The organism is Sphingomonas sp. PP-CC-1A-547 (assembly GCF_003610375.1).
In the GTDB taxonomy this organism is placed as follows: domain Bacteria; phylum Pseudomonadota; class Alphaproteobacteria; order Sphingomonadales; family Sphingomonadaceae; genus Sphingomonas.
On record NZ_RAPZ01000012.1, the window covers coordinates 491,252 to 506,353 of the forward strand.

At 67.7% G+C, this 15,102-nt stretch carries 15 protein-coding genes; 6 read left to right on the top strand and 9 right to left on the bottom strand.

Annotated features, from left to right (window positions below):
• Positions 1-13 precede the first annotated feature (13 nt).
• Positions 14-280 (bottom strand): Txe/YoeB family addiction module toxin, encoded by a 267-nt coding sequence (locus C8J39_RS13290; RefSeq protein WP_107954159.1) that lies wholly within the window; start codon positions 278-280, stop codon positions 14-16.
• Positions 277-525, bottom strand: a complete 249-nt coding sequence (locus tag C8J39_RS13295) for a type II toxin-antitoxin system Phd/YefM family antitoxin (protein ID WP_107954158.1) — start codon at positions 523-525, stop codon at positions 277-279. The genes C8J39_RS13290 and C8J39_RS13295 overlap by 4 nt, the downstream gene beginning before the upstream one ends.
• A gap of 145 nt (positions 526-670) precedes the next feature.
• Between C8J39_RS13295 and C8J39_RS13300 the strand changes: the two genes are divergently transcribed.
• On the top strand, positions 671-1,525 hold the full coding sequence (locus tag C8J39_RS13300; protein ID WP_120300868.1) for a hypothetical protein: 855 nt from the start codon (positions 671-673) through the stop codon (positions 1,523-1,525).
• Between the two features lie 36 nt (positions 1,526-1,561).
• On the opposite strand, the gene C8J39_RS13305 is transcribed toward C8J39_RS13300, so the two are convergent.
• Together C8J39_RS13305 and ung are read right to left on the bottom strand one after the other, a co-directional pair.
• Positions 1,562-1,861: an alkylphosphonate utilization protein gene (locus tag C8J39_RS13305; protein WP_120300869.1), complete on the bottom strand. Its 300-nt coding sequence runs from the start codon at positions 1,859-1,861 to the stop codon at positions 1,562-1,564.
• The gene (gene ung / locus C8J39_RS13310; protein WP_120300870.1) at positions 1,858-2,556 is read right to left on the bottom strand and encodes a uracil-DNA glycosylase; all 699 of its coding nucleotides are present in this window, start codon (positions 2,554-2,556) and stop codon (positions 1,858-1,860) included. The genes C8J39_RS13305 and ung overlap by 4 nt, the downstream gene beginning before the upstream one ends.
• 179 nt (positions 2,557-2,735) lie before the next feature.
• Between ung and aguB the strand changes: the two genes are divergently transcribed.
• Positions 2,736-3,584 (top strand): N-carbamoylputrescine amidase, encoded by an 849-nt coding sequence (gene aguB, locus C8J39_RS13315; protein WP_120300871.1) that lies wholly within the window; start codon positions 2,736-2,738, stop codon positions 3,582-3,584.
• 137 nt (positions 3,585-3,721) lie between these two features.
• Here the strand turns inward: aguB and C8J39_RS13320 are convergent, their stop codons facing one another.
• Entirely contained in the window at positions 3,722-4,297 is a 576-nt protein-coding gene (locus C8J39_RS13320) for a DUF4337 domain-containing protein (RefSeq protein WP_120300872.1), read from the bottom strand.
• Positions 4,298-4,365: 68 nt separating this feature from the next.
• Here C8J39_RS13320 and C8J39_RS13325 point away from each other — a divergent pair, with 68 nt between their 5' ends.
• On the top strand, positions 4,366-5,403 hold the full coding sequence (locus C8J39_RS13325; protein WP_120300873.1) for an MBL fold metallo-hydrolase: 1,038 nt from the start codon (positions 4,366-4,368) through the stop codon (positions 5,401-5,403).
• Positions 5,404-5,653: 250 nt separating this feature from the next.
• Here C8J39_RS13325 and C8J39_RS13330 read toward each other — a convergent pair whose 3' ends face one another.
• The 4 genes from C8J39_RS13330 to C8J39_RS13345 all read right to left on the bottom strand — a co-directional run bounded on the left by C8J39_RS13330 (position 5,654) and on the right by C8J39_RS13345 (position 10,395).
• The gene (locus tag C8J39_RS13330) at positions 5,654-6,313 is read right to left on the bottom strand and encodes an alpha/beta fold hydrolase (protein WP_132833435.1); all 660 of its coding nucleotides are present in this window, start codon (positions 6,311-6,313) and stop codon (positions 5,654-5,656) included.
• A gap of 40 nt (positions 6,314-6,353) precedes the next feature.
• The gene (locus tag C8J39_RS13335) at positions 6,354-7,655 is read right to left on the bottom strand and encodes a CitMHS family transporter (protein WP_120300875.1); all 1,302 of its coding nucleotides are present in this window, start codon (positions 7,653-7,655) and stop codon (positions 6,354-6,356) included.
• A gap of 182 nt (positions 7,656-7,837) precedes the next feature.
• On the bottom strand, positions 7,838-9,319 hold the full coding sequence (locus tag C8J39_RS13340; RefSeq protein WP_120300876.1) for an OprO/OprP family phosphate-selective porin: 1,482 nt from the start codon (positions 9,317-9,319) through the stop codon (positions 7,838-7,840).
• A complete protein-coding gene (locus C8J39_RS13345) occupies positions 9,316-10,395 on the bottom strand; it encodes an ABC transporter substrate-binding protein (RefSeq protein ID WP_120300877.1) in 1,080 nt (359 codons plus the stop codon). Before C8J39_RS13345 ends, C8J39_RS13340 begins: the two co-directional genes overlap by 4 nt.
• Before the next feature lie 91 nt (positions 10,396-10,486).
• On the opposite strand from C8J39_RS13345, the gene C8J39_RS13350 reads away from it, so the two are divergent.
• The 3 genes from C8J39_RS13350 to C8J39_RS13360 all read left to right on the top strand — a co-directional run bounded on the left by C8J39_RS13350 (position 10,487) and on the right by C8J39_RS13360 (position 15,044).
• Entirely contained in the window at positions 10,487-11,152 is a 666-nt protein-coding gene (locus C8J39_RS13350; RefSeq protein ID WP_183037996.1) for a response regulator transcription factor, read from the top strand.
• Positions 11,142-12,536 carry a sensor histidine kinase gene (locus C8J39_RS13355; protein ID WP_120300878.1) on the top strand — a complete coding sequence of 465 codons (1,395 nt, stop codon included), beginning with the start codon at positions 11,142-11,144 and terminating at the stop codon, positions 12,534-12,536. The genes C8J39_RS13350 and C8J39_RS13355 overlap by 11 nt, the downstream gene beginning before the upstream one ends.
• A gap of 90 nt (positions 12,537-12,626) precedes the next feature.
• Entirely contained in the window at positions 12,627-15,044 is a 2,418-nt protein-coding gene (locus C8J39_RS13360) for an EAL domain-containing protein (protein WP_120300879.1), read from the top strand.
• The last annotated feature ends 58 nt before the right edge of the window (positions 15,045-15,102 follow it).

Sequence of the window (15,102 nt, forward strand, 5' to 3'; positions counted from 1 at the left end):
CGCGACAAGCACATCAATAATGATACCTGCACTGCGCGACCTGCAACGTCTGCGCATCGCCGCTTCCCGTCACGCGGTACACGAGTCGGTGCTCGTGGCTGATCCTGCGCGACCACCAGCCCGACAGATTGCCGCCGAGCGGTTCGGGTTTGCCCGTACCTTTGAAGGGATGGCGTCGGCATTCCTCGATCAGCACGTGCAACTTGTCGACCAGTTTCGCGTCATGATCCTGCCAGTGACGATAGTCCTCCCAAGCCGTAGGCCAGAAGGCTACGTTCACGGAAAAGGAACTGCTTCTGCATCGTTAGTCTCGAACCCACGGACCGCTTCCAGCAACCGTTCGGCGTTCTTGGGCGAGCGCAACAGATAGAGCGTCTCCTCCATCCCGGCCCATTCGCTCGCCGAGATCAGCACGACATTCTCGCCGCGTTGCCGCGTAATCATCACGGGGGCCCGGTCCGCCGCGACCTTGTCGATCACGGACTTCAGGTTCTCGCGCGCTTCGGAATAGGTCACCGTCTGCATGAATGAAATATGGACAATATTTTGTCCAATGTCAACCATGCGCGGCTGTCGTGAAGGATGCCCCCGCGCCACACCCTCTCCACAAAAAGTCCAACAGCCCGGGCAAACGCTGTCCTACACGCCGCCCGCCTGATCCGCTCCGACCATGACCAAACCCACGCGCACGCGCGCTCGCCGCGATGTCATGCCCGACATCGCCCCCGCTATCGAACCGGCCACTCCCGAGCCAACCGCACAGACCACCGCGATGACCATCATCGAGGCGGAGCACCTCCCGACGGTCGAGGACTTCGACCTCGCCGAGTATGACTGGGTGCCGGTCCGGCGGAAGGTGCGGCACGATGGCTGGACGGTCGCGACGCAGCAGGCGTTCATCGGCGTGCTCGTGGATACCGGCTCGGTCACGCAGGCCGCGCGCGAGGTGAACATGTCGGCGACCTCTTGCTACCGCCTGCGCCGCGCGGCCGATGGCGCGGCGTTCGCAGCGGCGTGGGATGCGGCGGTGCAGACCGCGTCGCTGCGGCTGGTCGATCTCGCCTTCGACCGCGCGATCAACGGATCGCCCGAGCCGGTGTTCGACCGCGACGGCAACCGCGTTGGCCAGCGCGTCCGTTACAACGATCGCCTGCTGATGTTCCTCCTGCGGGCGCACCACCCTGATCGTTATCGCACCCCCGGCCAGTCGCCTGCGCCGGCGCCCATCCCGGTACCGCCGGTCGAGGCCACGCTCGCCGCGCTCGCGCCGCCGATGCCCGCCGAACCGCACCGCCTGATGGCTCCCGAGGCGCTGGTGATGGCGCTCGAAGTCGCCGATATCCGCGCCGAACCCATCGCCCAGCGCCGTCCCGCGTCAACCGGTTCCGCACCGTCCGTCCAGACGTTCGAGGCGCAACTCGCCGCCGCGAAGGCGACGATCCCGCCCAAATATCCCGAGAGGGTTCGCGTCCAGGAGGGTGAGGATGACCATGAAGGTCCCGGCCGGCGCCGTTTCCGAGCGTAACTTTATCGTGACCTTTGGCGCCGCCCATCTCCCAACCTACCGCTTCCGAACGAACTCCGCGCGCAGCACCAGCCCCTTGATCCCTTCGTACCGGCAGTCGATTTCCTGCGCGTCGCCGGTCAGCCGGATCGACTTGATCAACGTCCCGCGCTTCAACGTCTGCCCCGCGCCCTTCACGGTCAGGTCCTTGATCAGCGTCACCTGGTCGCCGTCCGCCAGCACGTTGCCAACCGAATCCCGCACCACGACCACGCCGTCGTCCGCCGCCACCGCGGTCGCAGCACCGCCCGCAACCCACTCGCCGGTCGCTTCGTCGTAAGTGTATTCGTCGCTCATCGGTCGGTCTCCGGCAGCGCCCAGTCGATCGGAGCACGCCCATGGGTTTCGAGAAAATCATTGGCCCTGCTGAACGGCCGCGATCCGAAGAACCCGGTCCGCGCGGCCAGCGGCGAAGGATGCGCCGACTGGATCACCAGATGCCGCCCGCCCTTCGCCACATCATCGACGAACGCCGCCTTCTTCTGCGCATACGCCCCCCACAGCAGGAACACGACCGGTTTGTCCTGCGCGTTCACCGCCGCGATGACCGCATCGGTAAACCGCTCCCACCCGCGCTTCTGGTGCGACGCCGCCTCGCCCATCCGCACGCTCAGCACCGCGTTGAGCAACAGCACGCCCTGCGCCGCCCAATGATCGAGCATGCCATGGCGGGCCCGCGGGATTCCGAGATCCGCCTCCAGCTCCTTGTAGATATTCACTAGGCTAGGCGGCGTCCGCACCCCCTCCCGCACCGAGAAGCTCAGCCCATGCGCCTGCCCCTCGCCGTGATACGGATCCTGCCCAAGTATCACGACCCGCACCTGATCGAGCGGCGTCAGCTCCAGCGCCCGAAACCGGTCCGCATCCTCCGGAAACACCCGAGCCCCCGCCGCTCGCTCGCCCTCCAGAAACGCATCGAGCGCGCGCATGTACGGCGCCTCGAACTCGGCAGCGAGTGCCTGCCAGCTTGCGGGGAGAGGATGATCGATCATCCCCGCCGCATGTCGGACAGGGCAGGGGAATGTCAATCGCCCCTCCTGTTGTTCCCCCGCGAAGGCGGGGGCCCAGGATCTCGCAGGACAACGCCCGTAACCCGGGACCCCCGCCTCCGCGGGGGAACCGGATCACCAAAGGCTCGCACAACCCGAACCGCTCTCTTATATGCGCCGCCATGACCGAGATCACCGTCGCCGCGCTGCAGCTGGGCTTCACGCCCAACATCGACCGCAACATCGCCAACGTGTCGCGCCTCGTCCACGAGGCCGCCGCGAAAGGCGCGCAGGTGATCCTGCCCCCCGAGCTGTTCGAAGGCGAGTATTTTTGCCGCGTCGAGGACGAGGGCCTGTTCGCCAACGCCGCCCCGGTAGGCGAGCACAAGGCAGTACTCGCGATGCAGGCGCTCGCCGAAGCGCTCAAGGTCACCATCCCGACCAGCTTCTTCGAGACGGACGGCCCGCACCACTATAACAGCTTGGCCATGATCGGCCCCGACGGCAACGTGCAGGGCGTCTACCGCAAGAGCCATATCCCCGACGGCCCCGGCTATGAGGAAAAGTTCTACTTCCGCCCCGGCAACACCGGCTTCAAGGTCTGGCCGCACCCTGCCGGGAAGCTAGGCGTCGGCGTCTGCTGGGACCAGTGGTATCCGGAGACAGCCCGCGCGATGATGCTGATGGGTGCCGAAGTGTTGTTCTACCCGACCGCGATAGGCAGCGAGCCGCATGATACCTCGCTCGACACCGCCCGGCTCTGGCGTCGCGCCATGGTCGGCCACGCGGTCAGCAACGTCGTGCCTATCGTCGCCGCCAACCGCGTCGGCGTCGAGCACGGCCAGACCTTCTACGGCACCAGCTTCATCGCCGACGAGCGCGGCGACATCCTCGCCGAACTCGGCCGCGACGACGAGGGCGTGATCACCGCGACGATCGACCTCGACATCGTCAAGCGCCACCGCGCCGCCTTCGGCTTCTTCCGCGACCGTCGGCCGGATCTGTACGGCCGTCTGGTCCAGGACATCTGACCCGTCGATCCTCCCCCGCCAGGGGGAGGTGGCGCGAAGCGACGGAGGGGGAGGACACGAAACAGATGTTTCTCCTTACCTCCCCCTCCGTCTGGCAAGTGCCAGCCACCTCCCCCTGGCGGGGGAGGATCGAGGGATCAGAACCAGGCCAGCCCAGCCAACACCGCCCCCACCAGCGCAGCCGCCCCCGCGACCCAAAGCAACCACCGCCGCCCGGTAAGCGCCGTGATCGACGCCAGCGCGATCGCCACCTGGATCGCGGTCACCGCCAGCGCCAGCTTCGTATGGGGCCGCAGCGCCTCGTCCGACTCGCCATCCGCCGCCGCCGAGCGCCGATCGAGTGTCTCCGCTTCCCGCTTCAACGCCGTCCCCCGCGCCTTGTACCGCGCGATATTCGCCCGGTGCGTCGCCATCTGAGTCGCACCGAACCCCGGCGGCGCGAGATCGACCTCCATCTGCGCGATGTGCCGCTTCAAATCCTCCGCCTGGTAATAGCCCCACGCATCCGACGCCTGCGCCTTGATCAGCACCGCCTCGTTCTTGTGCAGAAGCGCCTCGTTCTGCGTATGCCCGCCGAGGAAGCTGGTCACCGCCGCCAGCGTCGCCAGGATCGCGGTGAACAATGCGATCCGCTGGTCGAACGCTTCCCCGCCGGCCGCGCGTTCCTCCGATAGCTGCTCATGCAACCCGCGCACTTCGAAATCATCGTCCATACTCGTCGCTCTGGCCCTCCGCGCGTGACTGGACCCTGATGATCGAGTGACATATTCGTCAGCGCGCCATGATCCGCCCTCGCTCGATACTGCTCGCGCTCACGCTTCTCGCCGGTTGCGCGACGCCGTCGACAAAGACCTTTCCGCTGAGCAATCACTTCGACGGCGAACGCTTCTTCAACCCCGACGGCGTGCAGGGCAGCACCGGCGAGCAGAAGCAGGGCCCGGTCGCGCTGCTCCGCAATCTGGTGAAGCCACCCTACCGCACCTGGCCCCAAGTCCCCGTCACCCCGACGCGCCCGCCCGCCCGGGTCGAAGGCCAACCGATGCGCGTCACCTGGATCGGCCATTCGACCGTGCTGGTGCAGACCCAGGGACTCAACATCCTGACCGATCCGATGTGGCTCGAGCGCTCGTCCCCGGTCCAGTTCGTCGGCGTCAAGCGCGTTCGCGAACCCGGCGTGCGTCTCGCGGACCTGCCGAAGATCGACCTCATCCTGCTCAGCCACGACCACCGCGATCATCTCGACATAACCGCGATGCGACGGCTCTGGCACCGCGACAAGCCGCTGATAGTGACCGGCCTCGGCAACGACCAGATCCTAGCGCGCAGCGGCATCCATGCGGTCGCGCGCGACTGGGGCGGCCGGGTGACGCTACGTCCCGGCATCGACGTGATCGTCGACCGCGCGCACCACTGGAGCGAATACGACCCCGGCGACCGCGACAAGACGCTCTGGGCTGGCTTCACCGTGACGCTGCCCGGCGGCAACCTCTATTTCGCAGGCGACACCGGCCCCGGCGACATGCGCTGGGCAACCGAAGCGCGCGCAGCCGGCCCGGTCCGCCTCGCGATTCTCCCGGTCGGCGCCTATCATTTCGCAGGCCACGAAACCGACAACCACATCGGCCCGGACCAGGCGGTGACCGCGTTCGAACAACTCGGCGCGGCCTATGCGATCGGCGTCCACTGGGGAACGTTCGAGCTGACGTCCGAGGGGATCAACGAACCCCCCGACCGCCTCCGCGCGGCGCTGCTACGCGAACACATTCCCATCAGCCGCTTCCGCACGCCCGTCGCCGGCGAGGCTTGGGTGATCGAGTAGCTTCCAATCCCGGAGTTACACAGGAGCCCGCCGTTCACACCTCCCCGGCGGAGGCCGGCGCCTAGCTGGGAAACGCCTGTCGTGAGCGCGGGACGATGGCGGGCACGAGCCCGGTCGACCACAGGGTTGCCGATACGGGATGCTGGTCGTCGGTCGAGGTCACGATGCATCCTCATCGAAGGGCAGGGTCCGTGCCGACCGTTTCGCGAACGGCGCCTGCACGGTCCTGGCAGCGGGCCCTCCCGTTCGATCAGCCGGTCTTCAGCCACTGGCGGAGCAGTGCGGTGACTTCGCCGGGACGCTCCATCGGTGCGAGGTGGCCGCAGGAGCGCAGCATGTGGAACCGCGAGCCCTCGATCCGTGCACTCAGCGCGCGTGCGTCGTCGGGGGTGCAGATCAGGTCGCGGTCGCCGACGGCCACCAGTGTGGGAACGTGGATCGCGGCGATCGCCTCGCTGATGTCGGGGCGAGCCAACAGCGCGCGTTGCTGGCGTTCGAAGACGGTCTGGCCGACGCGTTCCGCCATCGCCTGTGCGGGGCCGGCGACGATCGCGGTCAGGCGCGGGTCGGCGTGCGGCGCGGTGGCGAGCAGGCCCTGGCCGACGACGGTGCGCGGGCGGACCTCCATCGACGCGCGCGTGCCGAACAGCGCGATCCGCTCGATACGGTCGGGGGCTTGCCGCACCATCTCCATCGCGACGTAGCCGCCGAGGCTGACGCCCGCGACCGCGAACCGCGGCGGCGCGCTGGCGAGAACGCGCGCGGCCATTTCGGACAGCGTATCGTCCTGCGACAGGTCGCCGAAATCGACCTGTGCGACGGCGGCGAGGTCGACGATCTGGCGCGCCCAGAGCTGCCCGTCGCAGCCCATCGCGGGGAGCAGCATCAACGGTGTACGCGGTCGGATCATGCGGAAGCTCCGGTAGCGGCGGGTTGCGGGGATGCTCACCTCAGGCGACGAACGGGAAGGCGAGCGCGATCATGCCTACGATCGTCATCACGACGCAGACCGCGATCGCGGGCACGAGCGTGAAGCGCTGGTGATCGGCGAGGTCGATCCCGACCAGGCTGACGAGCAGATAGGTCGACGGCACCAGCGGGCTGAGCAGGTGGACCGGCTGGCCCATCAGCGACGCACGCGCGATCGCCTCGGGCGCGACGCCGTAATGCGCGCCGGCCTCGGCGAGGATCGGCAGCATCCCGAAATAGAACGCGTCGTTCGAGATGAAGAAGGTGAACGGCATGCTCAGCACCGCGGTGATCGGCGCCATGTACGGCCCGAGCGCGGGCGGGATCACGCCGACCACCGCCTTGCTCATCGCCTCGACCATGCCGGTGCCACCGAGAATGCCGGTGAAGATGCCCGCCGCGAAGATCAGCGAGACGACCGCGAGCACGTTGCCGGCATGCGCGGAAATGCGCTCCTTCTGATCGGCGACGCCGGGATAGTTGACGATCATCGCGATCGCGAACGCCAGCATCATCAGCACCGACAACGGCAGGATGCCCCACACCAGCAACGTGAGCAGCGTGATGACTAGCGCGGCGTTGAACCAGATCAGCTTCGGGCGACGTGCCTCGGGATATTGCGAGACGGCCATGCCGGTGAACTCGGTGTCCGCGGTTACCCCCGCTTGACCCATCCGGACGCGCTCCTTGCGCCCGAAATACACGGCGAGCCCGATCAGGAAGGCGAGGCCGGCGATCATGCCGGGGATCAGCGGGAGGAACAGCGTCGCGGGATCGAGCTTCAGCGCGCTTGCGGCGCGCGCGGTCGGACCGCCCCACGGCGTCAGGTTCATGATCCCGCTCGTCGTCATCAGCAGGCAGACGAGGTACAACCGGTTCATGTTGAAGCGCTTGTAGAGTGGCAGCAGCGCGGCGATCGTGATGATGTAGGTGGTCGACCCGTCGCCATCGAGGCTGACGAGCGCGCACAGCACGACCGTCCCGATCAGGATCCGCATCGGATCGCCGTGGACCATCCGGATCAGCCGCCCGACCAGCGGATCGAACAGGCCGGTGTCGGTCATCGTCGAGAAGAACAGGATCGCGAACAGCAGCATGACGCCGGTCGGCGCGAGGTTCTTGATGCCGTCGATCATCATCGGGCCGAGACCCGCGGCCTCACCCGCGAACACGCCGAAGATCGACGGGATCACGATGAGCGCGACGAGCGGCGTCATCTTCTTGGTCATGATCAACGTCATGAACGTGGCGACCATCAGGAAGCCGAGCAGGGCAAGGTTCATCGCTTCGTCCTAGAAAAGGGCGTGAATAGGGGGGGTGGCTGCAACACCACCGTCATCCTGACGAAAGTCAGGATCCAGGGTTACTGAGCGTGGTCCCTCGCGGCTCTGGATCCTGACTTTCGTCAGGATGACGCGACGCGGGAGGCTGATTGCAGCACCAAAGACAGGACAGACGCTATGCATCAGAACGTGACGCCAACGCGGGCGCTGAGCGTCTGGCCGCTGTCGTTGCCGACATAGTCGCCGGCGCGGTTGTCGGTGTTCCACTGGATCGCGTTCACCTGGAAGCGGGTGAACGAGTTGAGGTACCAGTTGACGCCTACAGTCGCCGCCCAGCCGTCGCCACCGGTCAGCAGATTGTCGAAATCGAGGCTTTCGTAGCGCGCGGTGAGTTCGATCGCGCCGACTCCGCCGTCGAACGTCGGCTTCAACACCTTGGGCTGGCCAAAGCTGCCGAGCCGCGGGTTGTATGGCGGCAGGTCGCCGGTCAGGAACAGACCGCCCGAGACGCTCCATGCCTTGCTGACGAAATCGGGACGTCCGCCGTCGAGCCGCGCGTTGCGGCGGCCCGCTTCGCCCATCACCCACAACGGCCCGCGATAGCCGCCGAGCTCGACGCCGTAGCCGGTCGTGCCGGTACCGCCGATCAGCGGCCCGGTCGACACGCGCAGCGCGCCGTTGAAGCGGCCGCCGATCACCGTGTTGCGCGTCAGCGTGCCCGCGACCGACGATAGCGATTCGTCGAATCCCCAGACACCGAGATGGAGCACGCCGGTGTCGGACTTGATCGGGTTCCAGTGCGCGCGGCCCAGCACCGTGCGGCTGTCGCCGACCGTCTGCGTGCCGTCGATCCGGTCGCCGGTGATCGTTACCGAGGCATGGCCGGTCTTCCAGAAGATGCGCGGCATTACGCCGATACCGTAGAAACCACGCTGCGGGATGATCGCGGTGGCCACCGTGGTGCGCTCCAGGAACGGGGTCGAGTCCGAGCCGGTCGAGCCTTCGAAGCCGCGATCGTTGAACAGATGACCGGCGCGAACGTCGTAGTCGAGGCCCGGCTTGATCTTGTTGCGCCAGCCGACGAACGCGGTGACGACGTCGACCTCGTTCTCCGAGAAGTCGCTCTCGAACTGGTAGAAGAAATGCGTGCCGACGCCCCCTTCGAGGCCGAGGCGCAGCGCGCGCATGCCCGTCGTGGTGATGTTGCGGCCGTCATATTTCGAGCCGAAGCTCGAGCTGACGTCGGTCAGGATGCGGCCGCGCGGCTTGAACGTGTAGACGCCGTCCGCCGAGTGGAAGACGGGCAGGCCGGCGCCCCATTCGGTGGTCACGCCCGATGGATTGTCGCGCGCGGCGACCGCCTGCGCGACGCTGCGGTCGGCGGGGCCGGGAGGGGCGAGCTGCGGCGCGAACGGCACGGTGCGACGCGGCTCGGTGTTCTGCGCGACTGCCTGCGGTGCGATTTGCACGGGCGGTACCGGAGCGGACGCCTGCGCGACGGCGGCGTTGCTCTCCAGCCGGTCGAGCCGCGACTTCAGCGCCGCGATCTCGGCGGCCTGCGCACGCACCAGCGCGGTAAGGTCGGCGTCGGTCGGCGCCTGGGCCAGCGCCGGCGTCGCGGCGATCAGCGCGAGTGCGGCGCACCCGGTACGGAAAAGAGTCATTGTTGGGCTCCGGTGGCGAGAATCGCGGTCCAGTCGCGCAGGAAACGCTGGCGCTTGACGCGGTCGAGGTTGACGAGAAGTTGCGGGCCCACGCGGATCGGTCGCGCCTGGCTTGAAGGAAGACGGCGTGCCGAAACGTCGGTGCGGACCGGCCACAGGCTGCGCTTGGCGAGCAGCGACTGGCCCTCGCGCGACAGCAGGAAATCGAGGAACAGCTTGGCCGCCGCCGGGTGCGCGGCCTCGCGCGCGATGAACGCGATCCGCGAGGTGACGATCGTGTAGTCTTGGAGGAACGCGACCCCGATGCGGGGGTCGGTCCGCGCACGTTCCAGGGCGTAAGAGCCGATGACGTTGTACGCGATCGCCTGCCGCCCCTCGGCGACGCCGCGCAACATCGGCTCGCTGGTCCGCGACAACACCGGCCTGGTCGCCGCGATCGCCTCCAGCAGCGACCGAGTGTCGCGCGTGATCGCGAGGTCTTCCGACAGGTATAGATAACCGACATTGGAGCGCGCCGGGTCGAACGTCGTGACGCGACCGGTCAGCGCGCGGGCATTCTTCCGCAGCCATGTCTCCAGCGCGGCGTGCGTGCGCGGCACCTGTCCGGCGGGCACGAGGCGCTTGTTGTAGACGATCCCGATCGGCTCCGCGGTGACGCCGAAGCCCATGTTCTTCCACACCGACACCGACGGCAGCGCAGGCTTTTCCGGGCTCGCATAGCCTTGCGCGAAGCCGTCGTTGATCAGCTTCACCTGGAGGTCCATCGCCGACGACCAGACGAGATCGGCGGACATGCGCCGCGCACGCGTCTCGGTGACGAAGCGGCGGTACATCTCGGTCGAGCCGATGTCCGCATACAGCACGGTGATCCCGGGATAGCGCTTCCGGAACGCGGCGACGACGGGCAGCAGTTCGGCGCGATCAGCATTGCCGTAGATCCGCACCTGCCGCTCGGCGCGCGCGTCGGAGATGAGCTGGTCGTAGGAGCGCGGATAGTTGGCAGGGCGCTGCGCCACGACGGCGGTCGCGGTGAAGCTCGTAGCCAGCAGTGCGATCTTCAGAAAAATTCGTGCCATCGTCACTCTCCTCGCCTTCCGTCTCTGTGTTCGGATAGACTGCAACGGTGGAGTACGAACCGAACCTGTCACCAACCTTTCATGGTTTTTCATGCGCATCCTGCTGATCGAGGACGACGCGGCATTGGCGCGCAGCATCGCGGCGTTGCTGCGCGCGGGCGGTAATGCGGTCGATCACGTCGCGACCGGGGAGGACGCGCTGTCGGTGGTGGCGGGGGAGCCGTATGCGCTGGTGATCCTCGACGTCGGGTTGCCCGGTATCGACGGGTTCACTGTGTTGGAGACGCTGCGGCGGCGCGGCGAACGCGTGCCGGTGTTGATGCTGACCGCGCGCGATGCGCTCGACGACCGGGTGCGCGGGCTCGACCTCGGCGCTGACGATTACCTGCGGAAGCCGTTCGAGCCCGAGGAACTGGAGGCGCGTGTCCGAGCGCTGGGGCGGCGGCGCGGGGGCGATCCGCTGCCGGTGCTGAGCGTCGGTACGCTGACGATCAACCGCTCGACTGGTGACGCGGACATCGCCGGTCGTGCGCTCGACCTGCGTCGGCGGGAGCGTGCGGTGCTGGAGGCACTTGCAACCCGCGCCGGACGGGTCGTCCCCCGAGCGTTGCTGATCGGCGAGGTGTTCGGGTTCGACGAGCCAGTCGGCGACAACGCGATCGAGGTCCATGTCACGCGCCTCCGCGGCAAGCTAGCGCCCGATGGCCCCGGTATCCGCACCGTCCGCGGGGTCGGCTATATGCTCGATGCCGGCTGAGACCCGCACGCCCGCACTGAGAACGCGTCTGCTGGTCGCGGTGCTCGGGCCGTTGCTGGCGGCGGCGATCCTGATCGGCGTGGTCGGTGCGACGCTGATCGCCGACGTCGTCCGCCGCACCAACGACCGCGTGCTCGGCGGTGCGCTCGGCGCGATCGCCGAGACGGTGCAGGTCGAACGCGGCGAGGTGACGCTCGACCTGCCGTCCGCCGCGTTCGGAATGCTGGAGAATACCGAACGCGACAACGTCTATTACCGCGTCGCCGTCGGCCCGGACCTGCTCACCGGCTACGCGGACCTGCCAGCTCCCGATCCCGCCACGCTCTCGATCGACGTCCCGCGCTATCGCTTCGCGCGCTACCGCGGCCAGCAGATCCGCATCGCCGAAGTCCGCCGCTCGCTCCCCCGGATCGACAAGCCCGTGATCGTCCAGATCGCCGAGACGCTCGATAACCGCGGCGCGCTCACTCGGCGCCTGATGCTGGCGTTGCTGATCGGCGAATGCGTTCTCGTCGGTGCCGCGGCGTTGCTCATCCGGCCTGCGTTAGGCTGGAGCCTCCGCCCGCTTGCCCGCCTGCGCGGCGCGGTTGAGGCACGTGACGGACGCGCCCGGCCCGATTTCTCGCCGCTGGACACAGGTCCGCTCCCGAGCGAACTCCGCCCGCTCGCCGGTGCGTTCGACCGCCTGCTGGCGCAGCTCGACACCGCCACCGTCGGCGTCCGCCGCTTCACCGCAGATGCCTCGCACCAGATGCGCACGCCGTTGTCGGTGCTGAAGGTCCAGGTCGCGCTCGCCCGCCGTGGCTCGGGTCCCGAACGCAGCGTCGCGCTCGACGAGATCGCCGACGCGGTGGTGCGTCTCGAACGCCTGGTGACGCAGTTGCTGGCGTTGGCGCGCGCCGAGGAGGCCGGCGTGTCCGCGCCACTCGAGGCGGTCGACCTGCGCGAAGTGGCGGTGGCGGTCATCACGCGACAGATCAACCGCGCGATCGAAGCCGGCATCGACCTGACGATCGAGGGTGACCCGGAGGTCAGCCACGTCGTTCCCGGCCACCGCACGCTGATCTTCGAGATCGTGTCGAACCTGATCGACAACGGCATCCGCTACAACCGGCGCGGCGGCACGGTGTCGGTCAGGCTCCAGACGACGCCGTCGGAGACGACGATCGCGGTGGTCGACGATGGGCCGGGGATACCGCATGACCAGCGCGAGATGGCGTTCGACCGGTTCGTCCGGCTCGGCGCGCCTGGGAGTCCGGAGGGAAGCGGCCTCGGCCTGGCGATCGTGCGGTCGGCGGCGACTCGCCTCAACGCGACCGTGGCGTTCGGCGAGGTGGCCAGTGGCACGAGCGTGATTCTGCGGTTCTTTCACGCGAACGAGTAACCTGCATCAACGCGGCTCAACACGCGGGCAGCGGCGCGTGCCTTTTCGTTAAGGTGTTCGTGTCACTCGGGAAAAAACGACCGAGCGACCATGCTACCCACTCTCTTCAATCTCCATTTCCAGCACTCCGGCTATCTGGTCGTCGTCGCGATCGGCATCTGCCTGACCGCGAGCTGGTCCGTCTCTCTCCTCACGACCGACATGGCCAATGCGGCGCAGCGCGAGCCGTTCGGCTGGCGTCACGGCGCGCTGGCACTGGCCGCCGGGCTCGGGGTGTGGGCGACGCACTTCATCGCCATCCTCGCATACCGGCCCGACCTGCTGCTGCGCTACGACCCGTTGGTGACGACGGTGTCGGCGCTGGTCGGGATCCTGACCGTCGGCGTGCCGATCGTCGCGATTACGCGGTTGCGGTCGCACAAGGGGCGGATCGTGGCGGCGGGTGCAGCGGGGGCGGGGATCTGGTGCATGCACGCGGTCGGCATCACCGGCATGACCGACTGTATCCACGTCTTTTCGTGGCCGACCAATGTCGCCGGGCTGATCATGGGGACGCTGCTGCTGTCGTCGTGGCAGATCAACCGCAGATGGTCGCGCTCGCGGCCGATCGGGTGCCTGGTGTTCGCGCTGTCGATCTGCGTCACGCATTTCCTGTCGCTGTCGGGCGACCTCGTCCTCGGCAGCATCAACGACGTGCCCGGCAGCGTGCTGTCGCCGGGGCTGGTCGCGGCCTGCATGACCTTCGCAGTGTCGGTCACGTGCCTCGGCAGCCTGCTGACCTTCGCGCGCTTCAAGACGACGCGCGAGGAAGAGGCGCAGACGCTGAAGTCGGTGATGGAGAGCATGTCCGACGGGCTGGTGTTCATCGACCGCGAAGGCCGCCTGCGTCATTTCAACCGGCGCTTCCTCGACCTGTTCAACACGCCGGTCGACGCGATCGGCCCAGGGCTGACGATCGACCAGTTCCTCGACGTCATCGCGACATGCCGCGGCTGGGCGGCGGAAAAGCGTACGCTGGTCGGGGGCGCGATGAAGCAGTGGGTGCAGCTCGACGACGACTTCGACCGCGAATGCGAGATGGAGGATGGCCGCACCTATCAGATGCAGTGCCGGTCGATCCCGCGACAGGGCATCGTGCTGACGTTCAACGACGTCAGCGCCGAACGCCGTGCGCTCGGTAACCTCACGCATCTCGCCTATCACGATCCGCTGACCGGACTGCGCAACCGCCGCGCGCTGCGCGAGGAGAAGGAAGCGCGGATCGGTCTCGGCGAGCCGTTCTCGCTGCTGTTGATCGACCTCGACGATTTCAAGCGGATCAACGATGCGTATGGCCATGCGGTCGGCGATACGCTGCTGATCCATGTCGCGGCCGAGCTGACGAGCCTGTTGCCCGACGACAGCTTCGTCGCGCGGATGGGCGGCGACGAGATCGCGATCATCGCCACGCAACTGGGCGACGCGGCGACCGCGCTGGCCGACACGATCGTCGTCCGGCTCAGCGCGCCGGTGATCATCGACGAACGCCGGTTGCTGCCCGGATGCAGCATCGGCATCGCCGGGTTCGCCAACGACCTGACGCCCGACGAACTGATGAAGCGCGCCGACATGGCGCTCTACGAGGCGAAACGACGCGGGCGCCGGCGTGCGCAACCCTATGTCTCGGGCCTTGCCGAGCGCCTGGTCGAACGGCAGCACATCACCGACGACCTGTACGAGGCGGTGCAGAACGGCGGCTTCTCGCTCGCGTTCCAGCCGGTGGTGGCGCTGTCGTCGGGCATCACGACGGGATACGAGGCGCTGATCCGCTGGAACCACCCGACGCGCGGCTGGATCTCGCCCGATACCTTCATCCCGATCGCCGAGGATTGCGGCCTGATCGAGGAAATCGGGCGGTGGGTGATCATGGAAGCGTGCCGCCAGCTGGCGGGCTGGTCGTCGCACCTGCATGTCGCGATCAACGTGTCGGCGGGACAGCTGAAGTCGGACGCGCTGCTGCACCACCTGACGCAGGCGATCATGGTCCACGGTGTCGCGGCGGAGCGGGTCGAGGTCGAGATCACCGAGACCGCGCTGATCGACGATGCCGCGCGCACCGCGGCGATGCTGGCGCGGATCCGCCGGACCGGGATCAAGGTCGCGCTCGACGACTTTGGCACCGGCCAGTCGTCGCTCGCGCATCTTCGCGATTTCCAGTTCGACCGGATCAAGATCGACCGGAGCTTCGTGATCGAGGCGGGCTCCGACGCGCGGTGCATGGCGGTGCTGCGCGCGACCGTCGCGATCGGCCAGGAACTCGGCGTCCTGACGCATGCGGAGGGAGTCGAGACGCGCGAACAGCTCGAATTGCTGCGCTCGATCGGGTGCGACGCGGTGCAGGGCTATCTGGTCGGGCGACCGGTCGTGCCATTCACCGATGCGGTCGACACACTCGTACCAGCGGCGGTGGGCATGGGTTCGACCCCGATCGGCGGAGAGGCGGCCGCCGTCGCGCGGATCGCCGCCTGACGGCGTATCGGTAGATGCGCGGCGCGATCGCGTCGCGTTCGCACGTTCTCCCGCCACG

What these genes read in the sequence shown, in the direction of transcription:
- C8J39_RS13330 (WP_132833435.1), bottom strand. Translation starts at nt 6,313, where the DNA reads ATGATCCGACCGCGTACACCGTTGATGCTGCTCCCCGCGATGGGCTGC.
- C8J39_RS13320 (WP_120300872.1), bottom strand. Translation starts at nt 4,297, where the DNA reads ATGGACGATGATTTCGAAGTGCGCGGGTTGCATGAGCAGCTATCGGAG.
- C8J39_RS13325 (WP_120300873.1), top strand. Translation starts at nt 4,366, where the DNA reads ATGATCCGCCCTCGCTCGATACTGCTCGCGCTCACGCTTCTCGCCGGT.
- C8J39_RS13340 (WP_120300876.1), bottom strand. Translation starts at nt 9,319, where the DNA reads ATGACTCTTTTCCGTACCGGGTGCGCCGCACTCGCGCTGATCGCCGCG.
- C8J39_RS13295 (WP_107954158.1), bottom strand. Translation starts at nt 525, where the DNA reads ATGCAGACGGTGACCTATTCCGAAGCGCGCGAGAACCTGAAGTCCGTG.
- C8J39_RS13300 (WP_120300868.1), top strand. Translation starts at nt 671, where the DNA reads ATGACCAAACCCACGCGCACGCGCGCTCGCCGCGATGTCATGCCCGAC.
- C8J39_RS13360 (WP_120300879.1), top strand. Translation starts at nt 12,627, where the DNA reads ATGCTACCCACTCTCTTCAATCTCCATTTCCAGCACTCCGGCTATCTG.
- C8J39_RS13350 (WP_183037996.1), top strand. Translation starts at nt 10,487, where the DNA reads ATGCGCATCCTGCTGATCGAGGACGACGCGGCATTGGCGCGCAGCATC.
- C8J39_RS13355 (WP_120300878.1), top strand. Translation starts at nt 11,142, where the DNA reads ATGCCGGCTGAGACCCGCACGCCCGCACTGAGAACGCGTCTGCTGGTC.
- C8J39_RS13335 (WP_120300875.1), bottom strand. Translation starts at nt 7,655, where the DNA reads ATGAACCTTGCCCTGCTCGGCTTCCTGATGGTCGCCACGTTCATGACG.
- C8J39_RS13305 (WP_120300869.1), bottom strand. Translation starts at nt 1,861, where the DNA reads ATGAGCGACGAATACACTTACGACGAAGCGACCGGCGAGTGGGTTGCG.
- ung (WP_120300870.1), bottom strand. Translation starts at nt 2,556, where the DNA reads ATGATCGATCATCCTCTCCCCGCAAGCTGGCAGGCACTCGCTGCCGAG.
- C8J39_RS13345 (WP_120300877.1), bottom strand. Translation starts at nt 10,395, where the DNA reads ATGGCACGAATTTTTCTGAAGATCGCACTGCTGGCTACGAGCTTCACC.
- aguB (WP_120300871.1), top strand. Translation starts at nt 2,736, where the DNA reads ATGACCGAGATCACCGTCGCCGCGCTGCAGCTGGGCTTCACGCCCAAC.